The sequence below is a fragment of the Streptomyces sp. NPDC001709 genome (assembly GCF_053596375.1).
Genome location: NZ_JBSFGB010000043.1, coordinates 39,112 through 54,012 on the forward strand (window position 1 = coordinate 39,112; position 14,901 = coordinate 54,012).

The window sequence follows — 14,901 nt, forward strand, 5'->3', positions numbered from 1 at the left end:
CGCGCCAGGCGGACTCCTTCTTCGAGATCGCCTCGGGACCAGGCGGAGGAAGAGGCTTCGGACAGTCGGCCGGTTTCGCAGGAGCCGTTCCGGCAGCTGGATGTGACGGAGAAAGAGGTGGGCTGCCGCAAGCGAAACGGAGAGTCGAGCATCGCATCTCCTGTCATGGGATTCGTGCCGTCCGAGTGGGGCCCGGGCGCGGACCAGGGTAGGGCGGGGCTGGGGCGGTGGCGGCGTGGGCCGATGCGATGTGTGGGCGGCCTCTAGCGGTGTCCGAGCGAGCCTCGAGCGTCATGGCGGCGCGCGTCGAAGCGGCGCAGGTCCGCGGGGCCACTTGAACTATCAGCTCTGAGAGTGGCGCACCGCGCATCCAGGCAAGAGCATGGAGGCGGACCGCAGTTCGCGGCCAGAGTTCGCGAGGAACGTGAATACCGAGGTGGCCTCTTGAGTGTCGTACTTCTCTTGAACGGCCCCAATCTGGGCATTCTCGGACGGCGGGAGCCGGAGATATACGGCACCGACACGCTTGCCGACATCGAGGCGGCGGTCGCCGCGGAGGTGAGCGTCAGGGGCTGGGACGTGGTGTCCGTGCAGCACGACTCGGAAGGCGAGCTCGTCGGCGCCATCCACCGGCACAGCGACACCACCGTCGGCGCCATCGTCAACCCCGGTGCCCTGATGATCGCCGGCTGGAGTCTGCGCGATGCGCTCGCCAGCTATGCGCCGCCGTGGATCGAGGTCCACCTCAGCAACGTATGGGCCCGCGAGCAGTTCCGGCACGAGTCGGTGATCGCACCGCTGGCGAGCGGTGTCGTGGTCGGCCTCGGATCCTTCGGCTACCGCCTGGCCGCCCAGGCACTCATGCACCTGTCCGCACCGGATCCGCGCTGACCCGCCCACAGACCAGGGCCGGAGGTGTCCCCCCCGTCGCCTCCGGCCCTACCTCCCACTCCTCGTCGCCTACAGGCCGGTGCCGCCGGACGCGTCGATGCACTGGCCGGTGATCCAGCGTGAGTCGTCCGAGGCGAGGAACGCCACGATGTCGGCGATGTCCGCCGGCTCTCCCATGCGGCCGAACACGGAGAGCGCGGCGTGGGCGGCCTCCTGCTCGGGTGTGGACCAGCGCTGCTTGTTCATGTCCGTCTTGACGAAACCCGGTGCCACGGAGTTCACCGTGATCCGCCGGCCTCCCAGCTCGCCGGCGAGCGTGTGCGTGAGCGCGTCGAGCGCGCCCTTGGCCATGGAGTACACGAGCGAGGACGGCATGCTCACACGGGTGGCCGCGGAGCCTATGTTGATGATGCGGCCGCCGTCCCGCAGCCGCCGCAGGCCTTCCTGCACCAGGAACAGCGGTGCCTTGGCGTGTACGGCCATGAGCCGGTCGAAGTCCTGCGGCGTCACTTCCGCCACCTTGCCACGGATGTTGAAGCCCGCGTTGTTGACCAGGATGTCCAGGGCCGTCGGCTCGCCGAGCCGAGCGAGAGCGGCGTCGAGTCGCTCGTACAGCGTCTCGATGTCGTCGGGCACGCCGAGCGGGGCGTGCAGCGTGAAGGCGCGTCCGCCGGCGTCGGTGATGCCTTCGACGGTCCGCCGGGCGGAGGCCTCGTCGCTTCCGTAGTGCACGGCGACGAGTGCGCCGTCCGCGGCCAGCCGGCAGGCGATGGCTCGGCCGATGCCCCGTCCGGCTCCTGTGACGAGAGCCGTCCTGTCCTTCAGCGCAGTCATCGTTTCCCCCAGTCTCTTGTGTACCGACGCGTCGCCGGAGTCGGGAGCAAGTCTCTCGCCTCGCGATCGTCCGTTCGAGTGTGGGACTGGTGTTCGAGGTGACTGAAAGGCGTTGAAAAAACCGCTGCCCCGGTTTATTCTTCACGACATCCGACACGACAGAGACGCCGTGCGCCGTGTGCGTACGGCTTGACGCAAGGCGGCCACATGGTCTTTCGGCAGGTACGTCTGATCGCGGTGAACATCGACGGAGTACTGCTGAACGACACCTTCAGTCCGGTCATCCACCGCTTCGTGGCCCGTCACGGCGGCGTCTACACCGCCGAACTGGAGCGCTCGGTCTTCTCGCAGCCCCAGCTCCGCGCCGCCGTGGCCCTGGGCGTGCCGGGCACGCCCGAGGAGATCGTGGAGGAGTACTTCCTGGAGCGGCAGCGGTACCTCGAAGAACATCCGGTGCGCGTTCTCGACGGCGTCGGCGCGCTCCTCGAACGGCTCCGCGCCACGGGTGCGTCGCTGGTGTGCTACGGCGGACTCGGCCGAGCGCACTTCGACCGTCATCTGGCGCCGTTCGCGGCGTACTTCGACGGGCCCGGGTATGTGTGCACCGACGGCTTCCGTCCCGGGGTCCGGGAGATCACCGAGGACGTCTTCGGTCTCCACTGCGACAGCGCGCTGTTCATCGACGACGTGGCGCGCGTGGGCGAGACCGCGCGGGATCTGGGGGCGGCGTTCATCGGGCATCCGACCACCTTCGAGCACAGCTTCCAGCGGCAGGCGATGCAGCAGGCCGGAGTGCGGCACATCGTCGGGTCGCTCGGCGAGATCGACGACGAGCTGCTGAGGACCGTCGACAAAGAGGCCGTGGCCGGCCGTCCGGGAGCGGCGGCGGCCGCATACGCGGGTGCGCGCGTCCCGGTGGGCGCCTGAGCCGGCAGGCCCCGGGACCTGACCGGGGGTCCGGATCGGAAACCGGCGTTCCGGATCCTTTGGCGTGCTCGGCGACCTCCCACGGCCGGACCGGCGCGCTCCGATCCGCCCTGGTGACGCGCGGAAACGCGGGAAGCTCTGGTGTGGACGCACAGTCACGAGTAAGGTACCTGCTGAGCGGTTTTTTTTAATGGAAGGACCCGTGCCCTGTAGCGGAGTGCGGTTGACCGAAACTGAAGAGGAGGTCCAGTGGCCCGGCAAGAGCGAGCGGTCAGGACCCGCCGTGCCGTGCTGGAGGCAGCCGCAACGGTCTTCGCGGAACACGGGTACACGGCGGCGACGGTCGCTGACATCCTCAAGACCGCCGGCGTCACCAAGGGCGCACTCTATTTCCACTTCGACTCCAAGGAAGCGCTGGCTCAGGGCGTTCTGGAAGTCCAGGCGGACCAACGGGTGCCGGAGCGGGAGATCAAGCTCCAGGAGTTGGTGGACGTCGCCATGACGGTCGCGCACCGGCTGGTGCGCGATCCGATCCTGCGAGCCGGTGCCCGCCTCTCCGCGGATCCCATCGGCCGCGGCCACTACGGAAGCGCGTGGCCGCTGTGGGTCGACATACTGACGGAGATCGTGACCGAGGCCCAACGGCGCGGAGAGACCCTGTCGCACGTGGTGCCGCGCGAGATCGGCGAGTTGGTGGTCAGCGCGTTCAACGGCGTGCAGCTCTACGCCCAGTTGGAGACCAATCTGCAGGACGTGGAGCACCGGGTCTCGATCCTTCTGCAGCACCTGCTGCCCTCCATCGCTTCTCCGGCGGTCCTGATGCGCCTCGACGTGGCCCAGGACCGCGGAGCCCGTGTGGTGCGTGAGGTGGAGGACCGCGTGCCGGCATCCGTCTGACGGATCGGCGGCCGAAGCTAGCCACCCTGGACGCTTGAGTCGCTGAATAAAACACCAGGTCAGCAAGGTGCCACGGTGCGGACAGCGACGGAAGCGACTCAACTTTCGAATAAGGGCAACGGACGGACGTGCCTGGCCCCGGAGCGTCGTCATGCTCCGGGGCCAGGCACATCCGTCACGGGCGTGCGCCGGCGGACGGCGCCGGCGCACGGCGCGGCGGCTCAGGGCGGCCGGTCCCGCCGGGGACCGCCGCCCTGCGTACCGCCGGGAGCCGGCGAACGGCCGTCGGCCAGGCGCTCGGGCGGTCAGGCGACAGCCGGTGCCACGGTCACGTCGGAGGTGAAGACGAGCTGACCGTTCTGCCGGCCGGTCACGATCACGTGCTCTTCGCCGTTCGCGTGCGGAGGCAGGACACGCGCCTCGATGGAGCACGCGCTGTCGAGCTCCGCGTAACGGGAGAACGTGGTGGTCATGCCGACCGGCAGACAGGTGTGTCCCAGCGCAGCGGCCGTCGCCTGGCGGGCGGCCTCCAGCAGCACCATGCCCGGCACGTGGTCGACGGGATGGTCGAAGAGCACGGGATGCCGGGTGTCCACCCTCAGCTGCCAGCAGTCCTGCTCCCGCGCGGGAGACAGGACGACGTCGGTGGGGGAGGCGCGGCCGACGTCGTGCGGGGCGATCGGGCTGGTCAGCTGGAGCGGCGCGGGAGCATCGTCGCCGATCCGGCCGGCCCGTAGGCGCGCGTAGACCTCGGGAGACGTGCAGGTGAACGTGGCGGACCCGGTCGCCGCCACGTGGCCGTCGCGGCGGATCACGGCCTCGTAGTGAAACCCCGCGAGGTTCGATCCCCGGCGCTTGATGTCCATGCAGGAGATCGAGATGTCGAGTGAGGCGGGAGTGTCCTCGACGAGCATGCGCTCGGGCTCTATGCCGATCGTCAGGTCCCACATGAGGAACTGGTGGCCGAGCGGGACGCCGAACTCCGTGTGCGACAGCAGGATCCCGGCCTGACGGATCGTTTCAGCGATGAGGAGCGAGTCGTGGCAGCCGTCGACGGTGGCGAAGAAGCCGTGTCGGCGGGGCAGTTGGGCGGCCACGGTGAAGTGGCAGTCGTCCACGCGCGCCCAGTCGGTGAGCATCACTTCGGCGATTCCGGCGCGGTGGACGAGTTCCCTCGGGACGGTGGTGGTCAGCCACGCGTAGCGCGAGGCTGCCGCACGCTTCCGGGTCGCGGTGTCGTAGTCCGCGGTCGGTGCGTCGGGTATCGCGTGATCGATGAGAAAAGTGCTAACGGACATGCCCATTCCCCCTGAGCCACGTTGGCGTGAAAGACAACTGCGAGTCGCTCTGGTCGCAAACATACCTACCAATCGGTTTAGTTTCTAGGGCCAGAGCGGATTCCGACTCCACCTCATGTGGAACAGTTTGTTCCGGCTGTGGAGGCCATCCTCGCTCACCGGGCCCGACCACCCCCGGCAGGCAAGCCGACCACGTGACGACCGTACCTACAGCGTCCCGTGGCGCGAATTGGCCCCCGTGTGACAGAGGTCGACCCGCCGGACCGGTGGGCGGTGATGAATGGTCGGTACAAACGTGCCCGTGCCCCTCGGCGCCTCCGGCCCAGCCGGACCTCGTCGCTCGTCGAGCGTTTCTCAAGCGATCCGGCGGACCGTGGGCGGAGGCCGGAGGAGAGGGAGATCGGATGAGCGGTGGGACACGCACCGATGCCGTGGTCCGTGTGGAGCGCGGCGGTGCCGACGAGACGGAACTGGCGGCGGTCTGCGCGGTGTTGTCGGTCCTCGCGTGGCATGCGGAACGACAGGAGCCCAGCACCCGGCCCGCCTCGGCCTGGCGCTGGCGTCACCAGGAGAAACCCGGCTACCGGGCTCCGCACAGCTGGCGCTGACTGTCGATCCTTTGTGGTTTAGGATACGAAAACCGCGCACGCGGTTTGTAAGGCCGCGCGGGTGGTCAGAGGTGCATGGCATCCGCAGCGACGAGAGAAAGGGATCGTGATGACGTGTCCTTCTCCGGCCGGTGTGGAGCCGACCGAGGCACGTGCGAGAGCGGCGGCCCTGCATGTCCTGCGTGAGCAGGCCCTGCGCGGCCCCAGCGAGAAGGCGACCGAGGCGCAGCACGCCAAGGGCAAGCTGACGGCGCGGGAGCGGATCGAGCTGCTCCTGGACCCGGGGTCCTTCCAGGAGGTGGAGCAGCTGCGCCGGCACCGTGCGCAGGGCTTCGGTCTGGAGGCGAAGAAGCCGTACACCGACGGTGTCATCACCGGCTGGGGCACGGTGGAGGGCCGTACGGTCTTCGTGTACGCGCATGACTTCCGGATCTTCGGCGGTGCGCTGGGCGAGGCCCATGCCACGAAGATCCACAAGATCATGGACATGGCCATCGCGGCCGGTGCGCCGCTGGTCTCGCTGAACGACGGTGCGGGTGCCCGTATCCAGGAGGGTGTGAGCGCGCTCGCGGGCTATGGCGGGATCTTCCAGCGCAACACCAAGGCGTCCGGGGTGATCCCGCAGATCTCGGTGATGCTGGGCCCGTGCGCGGGCGGCGCCGCGTACTCGCCGGCGCTGACGGACTTCGTGTTCATGGTCCGCGAGACCTCGCAGATGTTCATCACGGGTCCGGACGTGGTCAAGGCGGTGACGGGCGAGGAGATCACCCAGAACGGGCTCGGCGGCGCGGATGTGCACGCCGAGACGAGCGGTGTCTGCCACTTCGCCTACGACGACGAGGAGACCTGCATCGCCGAGGTGCGGTACCTCCTCTCACTGCTCCCGCAGAACAACCGCGAGGCACCGCCGCGTACGGAGTGCGGCGATCCGGCCGACCGGCGCTGCGAGACACTGCTCGACCTGGTTCCGGCGGACGGCAACCGGCCGTACGACATGGCGAAGGTCATCGAGGAGATCGTCGACGACGGCGAGTACCTGGAGGTCCACGAGTGGTGGGCGCGGAACATCATCTGCGCGCTGGCCCGCCTGGACGGCCAGGTGGTCGGAATCGTGGCGAGTCAACCGCTGGTCCTGGCAGGCGTGTTGGACATCGAGGCCTCCGAGAAGGCGGCGCGGTTCGTGCAGCTCTGCGACGCCTTCAACATCCCGATCGTGACACTCCTCGACGTGCCGGGCTTCCTGCCGGGTGTCGACCAGGAGCACGGCGGAATCATCCGGCACGGCGCGAAGCTGCTGTACGCGTACTGCAACGCCACCGTGCCGCGGATCTCGCTGGTCCTGCGCAAGGCGTACGGAGGCGCCTACATCGTCATGGACTCGCAGTCCATCGGCGCCGACCTCACCTACGCCTGGCCGACGAACGAGATCGCCGTGATGGGTGCCGAGGGTGCGGCCAATGTGATCTTCCGCCGGCAGATCGCCGGGGCCGATGATCCCGAGGCCATGCGTGCGCGCATGGTCAAGGAGTACAAGGCCGAGCTGATGCATCCGTACTACGCGGCCGAGCGTGGCTTGGTCGACGACGTCATCGACCCCGTCGAGACCCGCGAGGTGCTGATCCGCTCCCTGACGATGCTGCGCACGAAACACGCGGACCTGCCGTCCCGCAAGCACGGCAACCCGCCGCAATGACCCCACACCCCACCCGCACGCGTCACCACGGCGGTCGAGGCTGCCACGGCGGTCGAGGCCGCCATGTCCGTCGTCGGCCGCAGGAGAACTCGAATGGCCAAGCAGGATCGTGCGGTGCGCACGAGAAGATCGTTGATCCACGCCGCGGCCGCGGAGTTCGCGGACGTGGGATACGTGCCGTCGTCGCTCACGACGATCAGTAGGCGGGCAGGGGTCAGCAACGGTGCGCTGCACTTCCACTTCGAGAACAAGAAGGCGCTCGCGCAGGCGGTCGAGGACGAGGCCGCCGACGCGATCCACGGGCTCGTCCAGGCCGCGGACCGCGCCGGGCCGAGCGCGCTGCAGGCACTCGTCGACGCGACGTACGGGCTGGTGGGCGGCCTCAGGGACGACATCGTCGTACGGGCCGGGTTCGATCTCGGCTGCGAACGTGTCCTCGGCCCGCAGGCCCGGCTGCTGCGCACCTGGCACGAGTGGGTCGAGCGGACACTGCTGCGTGCCGAGGCGGAGGGCCATCTGGCTCCCGGCGTCTCACCGGACGACGCGGCGGCGGCGATCGTCGGTGTGACCGTGGGCTTCGAGGTGCTCGCCGGAGACGATCCGCAGTGGCTCGCCGAGCGGCGCATCGCCGGGTTCTGGGAGCTGCTGCTGCCCGGCATCGCGACCGAGCACGTCCTGGTCTCCGCCCGGCCCGGAGTGCACGGGGGCCGGCTCACCGCGGCCGAGGAGGTCTGAACGGCGATCGGCCCTGCGGCGTACGGCAGTTGACGGGTTGGACGGCACCGCACGGCATGGCCGGATTCCGTGGTCGAAGGACCGTCCGGCTGAGAGGCGTTGGGGGAGTGGTCCAGGGGCGCTGGAGGAATCGGGCGTCTCGCGCGTGCGCGGCTACCGTGCTGAACAGGACGAATGTGTTTCGCCGTGAGAGTTCCGCAGGGTAGGAAGGGGGAGGGGCCTGGCCCCGGGGTGCCGATGACAGACGGCCGTGCCACCGCCGAACGCCGCACCGACGCGTCGATGACCGTGGTCGTCGATCCCGGACGGCCGCCCTACGACGACCCGCCCGCGCTGGAGATCCGGGGCCCGCTGGCCACCGGGCGCGTGGCGGCGGCGCTCGACCACGCAGCCACGCGCACTCCCGGCGGCCGGACCTGGCTCCACACACTGCGCCGGCTCGGGCCCGACCATCATGTGCTGCGGGTCGAACCGCAGCCGGCTCCCGCGTCCCCCGCCGGCCCGCACGAGTGTCGCGACACCTTCCCGGCCGGACTCGTCGCCGACCTGCTCACCGCCCGCGACCGGCCGACCGTCCCGCTCGCACCGGCCCAGCTCGACCTGGTCCGGCGGGCCGAGGACGCTCCGGGCCACCACCTGGTGCGGATACTGAATACGGCCGAGTCGCTCGAACCGGCCACGGTGGACGCCGCCCTGCGGGCCCTGGTCAGGGCCCACCCGCTGCTCGGCGCCCGGATCGACACCACGGCGGGCGGCGGCATGCACGCGGTGCCGCTCGTGTACGCGGCCGAGCGCACGGACCTCTCCGACGTCCCACGCGCCCGCGAACAGGAGACCATCGCCGCCGCGGCCCGCCGCCTCGACCCCAGCACCGGCGTCACGCTCTGCGCCCTGCTGCTGCGCAGGCGGCGCAGGCTCGTCGTGGTGGCCCACGAACTCGTCGTCGACCAGGTCTCGTTGGACATCCTCATGGCCGACCTGCGCGCCGCGCTGGCCCGGCCCCAGGAGGAACTCGAGGCCGAGGACGTGCGGTACACGGACTGGGCCGCGGCGCTGCCCGCGGTGGCCACCGACCCGCGCGAGACCGACCGCTGGCGCACCGTCGCCGAGGGCCGCGCCGCCACCCGCGCACTGCGCTCCCGCGCCGCGCTGCCGGACACCGACCCGCACCGCCACCCGGGCTTCGTCCTGGGCCGCGCCGTCACCCGTCGGCTGACCGGTGACCTGCCGCGCCGCTTCGGTCTCACGGCGGCCCAACTGCTCACCGGCGCCATGGGGTTGGCGCTGATCCGGTGGCGCGGCACCGCGTGCGCCTCCTTCGACGTGTGCGTGGACGGACGCCAGGGCGGCCCGGCGCTCGCGAGGACGGTCGGACCGCTCGTCGAGACCGAACCGGTGCTGCTGGAGGGCGGACGCGAGGAGAGCGCGCGCCAGTTCATCGACCGGGTCGCCGCGATCCTCGGCGACGTCGGGCGCGGCGCGTTCGGCGCGTGCCGGGAACACGCGCCCGATCCGGCGCTCCGGCTCGCGCTGCGCGAACCCGTGCCGGTCCTGGTGCGTTTCACTCCGGACGCGCACGTCCGCGCGGCCGCACGGACGCCGGGCACCGTCGCCTCGTACGCGCTGGACGTCGCCGCGCGCATCCGCGGCGGCCGGCTGTGCGTCGGGCTCGACTGGCTGCCGGCCGGACGCGACGGCGTCACCGAGGAGTCCGCCGACCGGCTCCTGGCCGTCCTGAAGGACGTCCTGGAGGAACTCGGCGGCCGCGCCGGCGCCTCGGCCGCCTCGACCACCGCCGTCGCCGCCAGCCCGCTGCAGCGCGAGATCCTGGCCGACGCCGATGCCCATCCCGGCACCGGCCGGCAGATCGAGCAGCTCAGCTGGGTCTGGCACGGGCCGCTGGACATCGCACGGTTCACGGCGGCATGGCAGTCCGTCTTCGACCGCGAGGCCGTCCTGCGGGCCGCCTTCGACCACGGTCCCGACCCCGCGATCACCATCCACGACCGGGTCGCGCCGCAGATCGTGCGGATGCCGTATCCGGGTGCGGACCGGCCCGACGCCTTCGTGAGCGACCGGCGGCGCGGACTCGATCCGCGCTCACCGGGACCGCTGCGGATCACGCTGCTCGACGTCCCGCGGGACGGCGCGACGGGCTCGCAGACGACGCGGGTGCTGCTCACGTACCACCTGGCGCTGCTCGACACCTGGAGCGTGCGGCTGCTCGTGGCGGAGTTCTGCCGCGCCTATCTGGCGGACGGCACCCTGCCGGGCGGCGACCGGCGTCCCGACGTACGCGACTACGCGCACTGGATCGAGGCCCAGGACCTCGCACCGGCCCGCGACTTCTGGCTGCGCGCCGCGTCCCGGCCCACGACCGCCGCGTCGGTGTCGGCCTGCGTCGCCGCCTCTCCCGTTACGCGGCGGACGGGCACCGGACGCGCGCGGGTGCGGCTCACCTCCTCCGAGGCGGCCCGCCTCGACGCGTGGGCCGCGCGGTGGGGCGCCACGGAGAGCGGCGCGCTGCAGGCCGCCTGGGCCCTGCTGCTGTACCGGGCCGCCGGGGCGGACGGCTCGATGCCGGTGCGCTTCAGCGTCGCGGTCTCCGGGCGCGGCATCCCGCTGGAGGGCGTGGAACGGCTGCCCGGTGCGCTGCGCAATCCGCTGCCCGTCTCGGTCGACGTCGATCCCACCGCCACCGTGCCCGACCTGCTCGCCGCACTGCGCGACCAGGCCGTCGACCTGTCGTCGTACGAGTGGGTGTCGGCCGGTCAGATCCACGGCTGGACCGGCACGGTGCCGAACGGACCCCTCGCGTCCGAGCGCACCGCCGAGAGCCTCTTGGTCTTCGAGAGCGGTCTGGATCCGCTGCAGCGGCTCGAACCGTCCTTCGCGGCGCACGGCATCCGTATGGACTTCCCCGAGACGACGGGCGCCGCGAACGCCTTCCCGGTCACGCTCGTCGCCCACCGCGACGAGGCCGGCGGCCTGGTGCTCTCCGTGATCCACGACCGCGCCCGCCTCGCGGACGGCACCGGACTGCTGGAGGACTGCGCCGACCTGCTGCGCGAACTGCCGTACCAGGCCGACGAGACGACGCCGATCGGCGAACTCCTCGACGAGCTCTCGGTCACGGCGGCCGCGCGGCCACCGTCCATGACGCTGCGTCAAGGCACGGACGGGGTCATCTGTCTGGTGCCGTCACCGGGCATTCCGCTGTCCTGGTACGCCCGGCTGTCCAGGCAGTACGTGGGACCGGAGACGCTGATCCTGCTGCGGCTGACGCCACAGGGACCCAGGGCCTGGCACCGGTTGCTGCAGTCGCTGGCCGGTGCCGGGCAGCGGCTGCTGCTGGCCGCGTTCTCGGGCGCGGGAGCCGCCGCCTATGAGACGGCGCGCCTTCTCGCGGCGGACGGGGCCCGTCCTGCGACGGTCGTGCTGAGGGCCGACACCGGTACCGAGGCGGTGGGCGATCTGGCACGCCTGCTGGCGGAGACGGCGCGACGGCACCCCTAACAGACTGAGCGGGCTGTTCTCTTCCTACCATATGCCCACCTTTGTCGCGGCAAAGAAAACGGCGCTGTCGGTTTCATATTGACAAACCGCACGGACTGTTTTTAATCTCAGTGCACCGAGACGTGACCTCTGGATGCGGCCTTGGGCTAGTGATGACTCATGCACCACGAGGGGGAAACAGCGTGGACATCGAAGTACTGGGTACGTTGGCCGTCAGGGAGAACGACATCTCGGTGACGCCGCGAGCGCCGAAGCCGCGACAGGTGCTGGCACTGCTGGCACTGCACGCCGATCAGGTCGTGTCCATCGCCGCACTCACCGATGAGCTCTGGGGCGACCGGCCACCGCGCAGCGCGCGGACCACTCTGCAGACCTACGTACTGCAACTGCGTGAGATGATCGCCAAGGCCCTGGAGAAGGACCCGGAGGGCCATCCGCCGCGTTCGCCGAAGGACGTGCTCGCCACCGCTCCGGGCGGCTATGTGCTGCACACCTTCGACGGCACCAGCGACGTCCGCGAGTTCGAACGGCTCGCCGGGCTCGGCTACCGTGCCATGGACGCCGGTGACTTCCCGCGCGCGGCCCGCGAACTCGGCGACGCCCTCGCGCTGTGGAGCGACTCCGCACTCGCCGACGTACAGGCCGGGCCGCAGCTGGAGATGCACACCAGGCGTCTGGAGGAGACCCGGCTGTGCGCGCTCGACCAGCGCATAGAGGCCGACCTGAGGCTCGGCAGGCACCGCGGACTGCTCGGCGAACTGACCGTCCTGGTCAGCCGCTACCGCACGCACGAGAACCTGCACGCCCAGTTCATGCTCGCGCTGCACCGCTCGGGCCGCCGCAGCGAGGCGCTCGACGTGTACCAGCGGCTGCGCACGACTCTCGTACGAGAGACGGGACTTGAGCCCTCGGCCAGCGTGCGCCGCCTTCAGCAGTCGATCCTGATGGCCCACCCGGAGCCCGGCACCGCGCACACGGCCGGCGCCGAACGCGAGCGGCTGACCCGGGTGGGCTGACAGCCGCATCCGGAAGTGGTTCTTGGGCCTTGGGAATCAGGAGAGGTGATCGGCGATGCAGGCCAGGTCGGAACGGACACGGCGCAACCTGATCCAGGCAGGCGCACGCCTGTTCAACGAGCACGGATACGCGAGCGCCACACTGGGACGGATCGTGGCGGACACGGGCTTGACGAAAGGGGCGCTGTACTTCCACTTCGCCTCCAAGGAAGTGCTCGCCGACGCCGTGCGGCAGGAGGGCAGCGCGAGGCTCGCAGGCTTCCTGCGGCGGCACGAGGAGTCCGGCGCTCCGCCGGTACAGGTACTCATCGACATGACGCACTGGCTGGCCCGCGCGCTGCGCGAGGATCCGCTGGTCGGCGCCGGACTGCGGATCGCCTACGAGCGCACCGACGCCCAGGCCTCGGTCACCGACTTCTACCGGGCGTGGAACCGCGAGGTGCTGCGGCTGCTGCGGCGGGCCGCAGAGGCGGGCGCGCTGCGGGCGGCGGGCCGGGGCGAAGGAGCGGCGACGCTGCTGTGGGCGATGGTGTGCGGCCTCGTGGCGCTGGCCAAGGAGCTGCCGACCGAGGAACTCGCGCGGCGGCTGGCCAAGTCGTGGGATCTGCTCCTCACCGTGCTCGTACCGCCCAACGAGGCGGCACGGTATCGCACCCATGCGCCGGACACGCTCGGCGACCTCGCCGACGTCGCATGACCCGCGCGGTCTTTGCGTGCGGACCGCATCCGCACCGCGCAGCCGACGAGGGCACCGCCCTCACCACCTTCAGGACCATTGGAGCCCCGCCATGTCCCGTGAACCACGCATAGCCTTCACCACGGCGCCCGCCGCCCAGGACACCGACGTGCTCACCCAGGTCGTGCGCATGCTCGCGGACGTCCTGCGGATCAGGCCGGAGACGATCGACCCTCAGCAGAACTTCCGCACATGCGGCGTCGACTCGCTGCTCTCCGTGGAGTACGTCGCCACCGTCAACGAGTACTACGGCACCGCGATCCGGCCCGCCTCACTCATCGACCATCCCACACCGCTCGACTTCGCCGCGTACGTGGCGCTGGAGACCGGCGCGGCACCGGTCCGCGCGACGCCCGCGCCCACCCCCGCGGCCACCGCGCCGACGCCGGCCGCACCCTCGCCCACGCTGCCCGCGGCTCCCGTCTCCATACCCGCGCCGCCCGTCCTCGACGTCCTGCGCGAGGAAATCGCCCGCATCCTGTGCTGCGACCCGTGGGACATCGACACCGCCGAGCCGTTCACCGCCCTCGGCGTGGACACCGCACTGGCCACGGAGTTCGTCTCCGTCATCAACCTCGTGTACGGACTGCACGAACACTCCGCCGTCCTGTACGACCACCCGAACCTCACCGCACTGGCCTCCCACATCTCCGCGCAGCTGCCGATCGGCTCCGATCCGCTGGCCGGACCGATGCCGATGGAGGAGCTGCTCGGCGCGGTGCGCGACGGCCGCGTCACCGTGGACCAGGCCCTCACCCTGCTGCCGCGGCAGAACTGAGGCGGCGTACGGACATGCACATACACATACACATCCGATTCAAGGGCGGCGTCCACGGCCGCCGGAGAGAGCCGGGCGCATGACATCCCCCGCACCGTTGCGGCGGCCCGAGCCGGTGTCGCACAGCGCGGCGCCCGTCCAGCTGTGGTTCTGCCCGAACGAGGCGCTCGCTCCGGCGGTCGCCGACGTCCTGTCGACGCACTGGCTGGACGAGCAGGAACTGCAGACCGCCGGACGCTTCCTGTTCGACCGCGACCGGCGCCAGTACCTGGTCGCGCACGCGCTCGTCCGCCGCGTCCTGGCCCTGGAAAGCGGCATACCCGAGGCGGAGGCCGTGCTCTGGCGCTCCTCACGAGGCCGGCCGTTCCTGCGCAAGCCCGTGGACGGGCTGCCGCGCGGCGGCCGGGAGCTGGACTTCAACCTGTCGCACGCCGACGGCTACAACCTGCTCGGCGTGGTGCGCCACCACCGCATCGGCGTCGACGTGGAACGGCTCGACCGCGGCGACCGCGGCTACGACGTCATCGTGGAGAGCTTCGCACCCGAGGAGATCGCCTGGGTCGCCGAGGCCGCGCCGGGCCGCGACCGCGACCGCAGGACCCTGCGGCTGTGGACGCTGAAGGAGGCGTACGCCAAGGCGCGCGGCCTCGGCCTCGGGCTGGCCTTCGACTCCTTCGCGTTCACGCTCGGCAGGGACCGCGGCGTGCTCGCCTTCCGGCCGCCGGACGGCGAACCTCCGGGCCAGTGGCGCTTCGCGGAGCTGGAGCCCGAACCCGGCGTGCTCGTCGCCGTCGCCGTCATGACGGGCCCCGACGAGGACGCCGTCCTGGACCTGCACCACGGCTTCCCATGGAGCCGGCAGGCACCACGCCGGCTCTCCTTGCCACAGCCCGTGGGAGCACCCGCCTAGAGCCTGTCCGGCTGTCCGGAAACGGCCGCGGAAACGGCCGTCCGGAAACGGCTGTCTTGACA

At 70.8% G+C, this 14,901-nt stretch carries 13 protein-coding genes; 11 read left to right on the forward strand and 2 right to left on the reverse strand.

The window, feature by feature from the left end:
* Positions 1-444: 444 nt before the first annotated feature.
* On the forward strand, positions 445-891 hold the full coding sequence (locus ACWC0C_RS39920; RefSeq protein WP_449201575.1) for a type II 3-dehydroquinate dehydratase: 447 nt from the start codon (positions 445-447) through the stop codon (positions 889-891).
* Positions 892-960: 69 nt separating this feature from the next.
* Here the strand turns inward: ACWC0C_RS39920 and ACWC0C_RS39925 are convergent, their stop codons facing one another.
* Positions 961-1,725 (reverse strand): SDR family oxidoreductase, encoded by a 765-nt coding sequence (locus tag ACWC0C_RS39925; RefSeq protein ID WP_450869434.1) that lies wholly within the window; start codon positions 1,723-1,725, stop codon positions 961-963.
* 207 nt (positions 1,726-1,932) lie between these two features.
* Here ACWC0C_RS39925 and ACWC0C_RS39930 point away from each other — a divergent pair, with 207 nt between their 5' ends.
* The gene (locus ACWC0C_RS39930) at positions 1,933-2,652 is read left to right on the forward strand and encodes an HAD family hydrolase (RefSeq protein ID WP_450869436.1); all 720 of its coding nucleotides are present in this window, start codon (positions 1,933-1,935) and stop codon (positions 2,650-2,652) included.
* Positions 2,653-2,901: 249 nt separating this feature from the next.
* Entirely contained in the window at positions 2,902-3,549 is a 648-nt protein-coding gene (locus ACWC0C_RS39935; RefSeq protein ID WP_449201578.1) for a ScbR family autoregulator-binding transcription factor, read from the forward strand.
* Positions 3,550-3,854: 305 nt separating this feature from the next.
* On the opposite strand, the gene ACWC0C_RS39940 is transcribed toward ACWC0C_RS39935, so the two are convergent.
* Positions 3,855-4,847, reverse strand: a complete 993-nt coding sequence (locus ACWC0C_RS39940; protein WP_450869437.1) for a ScbA/BarX family gamma-butyrolactone biosynthesis protein — start codon at positions 4,845-4,847, stop codon at positions 3,855-3,857.
* Between the two features lie 404 nt (positions 4,848-5,251).
* On the opposite strand from ACWC0C_RS39940, the gene ACWC0C_RS39945 reads away from it, so the two are divergent.
* The 8 genes from ACWC0C_RS39945 (at position 5,252) to ACWC0C_RS39980 (ending at position 14,839) form a co-directional block, all read left to right on the forward strand.
* Positions 5,252-5,455, forward strand: coding sequence for an acyl-CoA carboxylase subunit epsilon (locus ACWC0C_RS39945; RefSeq protein ID WP_449201580.1), 204 nt, complete (start codon positions 5,252-5,254; stop codon positions 5,453-5,455).
* A 109-nt stretch (positions 5,456-5,564) separates the two neighbouring features.
* Positions 5,565-7,148, forward strand: a complete 1,584-nt coding sequence (locus tag ACWC0C_RS39950; protein ID WP_450869438.1) for an acyl-CoA carboxylase subunit beta — start codon at positions 5,565-5,567, stop codon at positions 7,146-7,148.
* A gap of 93 nt (positions 7,149-7,241) precedes the next feature.
* Entirely contained in the window at positions 7,242-7,883 is a 642-nt protein-coding gene (locus ACWC0C_RS39955; protein WP_450869440.1) for a ScbR family autoregulator-binding transcription factor, read from the forward strand.
* A 237-nt stretch (positions 7,884-8,120) separates the two neighbouring features.
* Complete coding sequence (locus ACWC0C_RS39960) at positions 8,121-11,399, forward strand: condensation domain-containing protein (protein WP_450869441.1); 3,279 nt, start codon at positions 8,121-8,123, stop codon at positions 11,397-11,399.
* A 182-nt stretch (positions 11,400-11,581) separates the two neighbouring features.
* Entirely contained in the window at positions 11,582-12,415 is an 834-nt protein-coding gene (locus tag ACWC0C_RS39965) for an AfsR/SARP family transcriptional regulator (RefSeq protein ID WP_449201900.1), read from the forward strand.
* A 55-nt stretch (positions 12,416-12,470) separates the two neighbouring features.
* Entirely contained in the window at positions 12,471-13,112 is a 642-nt protein-coding gene (locus tag ACWC0C_RS39970) for a ScbR family autoregulator-binding transcription factor (RefSeq protein ID WP_449201901.1), read from the forward strand.
* A 91-nt stretch (positions 13,113-13,203) separates the two neighbouring features.
* The gene (locus ACWC0C_RS39975) at positions 13,204-13,929 is read left to right on the forward strand and encodes an acyl carrier protein (RefSeq protein WP_450869443.1); all 726 of its coding nucleotides are present in this window, start codon (positions 13,204-13,206) and stop codon (positions 13,927-13,929) included.
* A gap of 79 nt (positions 13,930-14,008) precedes the next feature.
* Positions 14,009-14,839, forward strand: a complete 831-nt coding sequence (locus ACWC0C_RS39980) for a 4'-phosphopantetheinyl transferase family protein (protein WP_450869445.1) — start codon at positions 14,009-14,011, stop codon at positions 14,837-14,839.
* The last annotated feature ends 62 nt before the right edge of the window (positions 14,840-14,901 follow it).

What these genes read in the sequence shown, in the direction of transcription:
- ACWC0C_RS39925 (WP_450869434.1), bottom strand. Translation starts at nt 1,725, where the DNA reads ATGACTGCGCTGAAGGACAGGACGGCTCTCGTCACAGGAGCCGGACGG.
- ACWC0C_RS39930 (WP_450869436.1), top strand. Translation starts at nt 1,933, where the DNA reads ATGGTCTTTCGGCAGGTACGTCTGATCGCGGTGAACATCGACGGAGTA.
- ACWC0C_RS39940 (WP_450869437.1), bottom strand. Translation starts at nt 4,847, where the DNA reads ATGTCCGTTAGCACTTTTCTCATCGATCACGCGATACCCGACGCACCG.
- ACWC0C_RS39945 (WP_449201580.1), top strand. Translation starts at nt 5,252, where the DNA reads ATGAGCGGTGGGACACGCACCGATGCCGTGGTCCGTGTGGAGCGCGGC.
- ACWC0C_RS39950 (WP_450869438.1), top strand. Translation starts at nt 5,565, where the DNA reads ATGACGTGTCCTTCTCCGGCCGGTGTGGAGCCGACCGAGGCACGTGCG.
- ACWC0C_RS39955 (WP_450869440.1), top strand. Translation starts at nt 7,242, where the DNA reads ATGGCCAAGCAGGATCGTGCGGTGCGCACGAGAAGATCGTTGATCCAC.
- ACWC0C_RS39960 (WP_450869441.1), top strand. Translation starts at nt 8,121, where the DNA reads ATGACAGACGGCCGTGCCACCGCCGAACGCCGCACCGACGCGTCGATG.
- ACWC0C_RS39970 (WP_449201901.1), top strand. Translation starts at nt 12,471, where the DNA reads ATGCAGGCCAGGTCGGAACGGACACGGCGCAACCTGATCCAGGCAGGC.
- ACWC0C_RS39975 (WP_450869443.1), top strand. Translation starts at nt 13,204, where the DNA reads ATGTCCCGTGAACCACGCATAGCCTTCACCACGGCGCCCGCCGCCCAG.
- ACWC0C_RS39980 (WP_450869445.1), top strand. Translation starts at nt 14,009, where the DNA reads ATGACATCCCCCGCACCGTTGCGGCGGCCCGAGCCGGTGTCGCACAGC.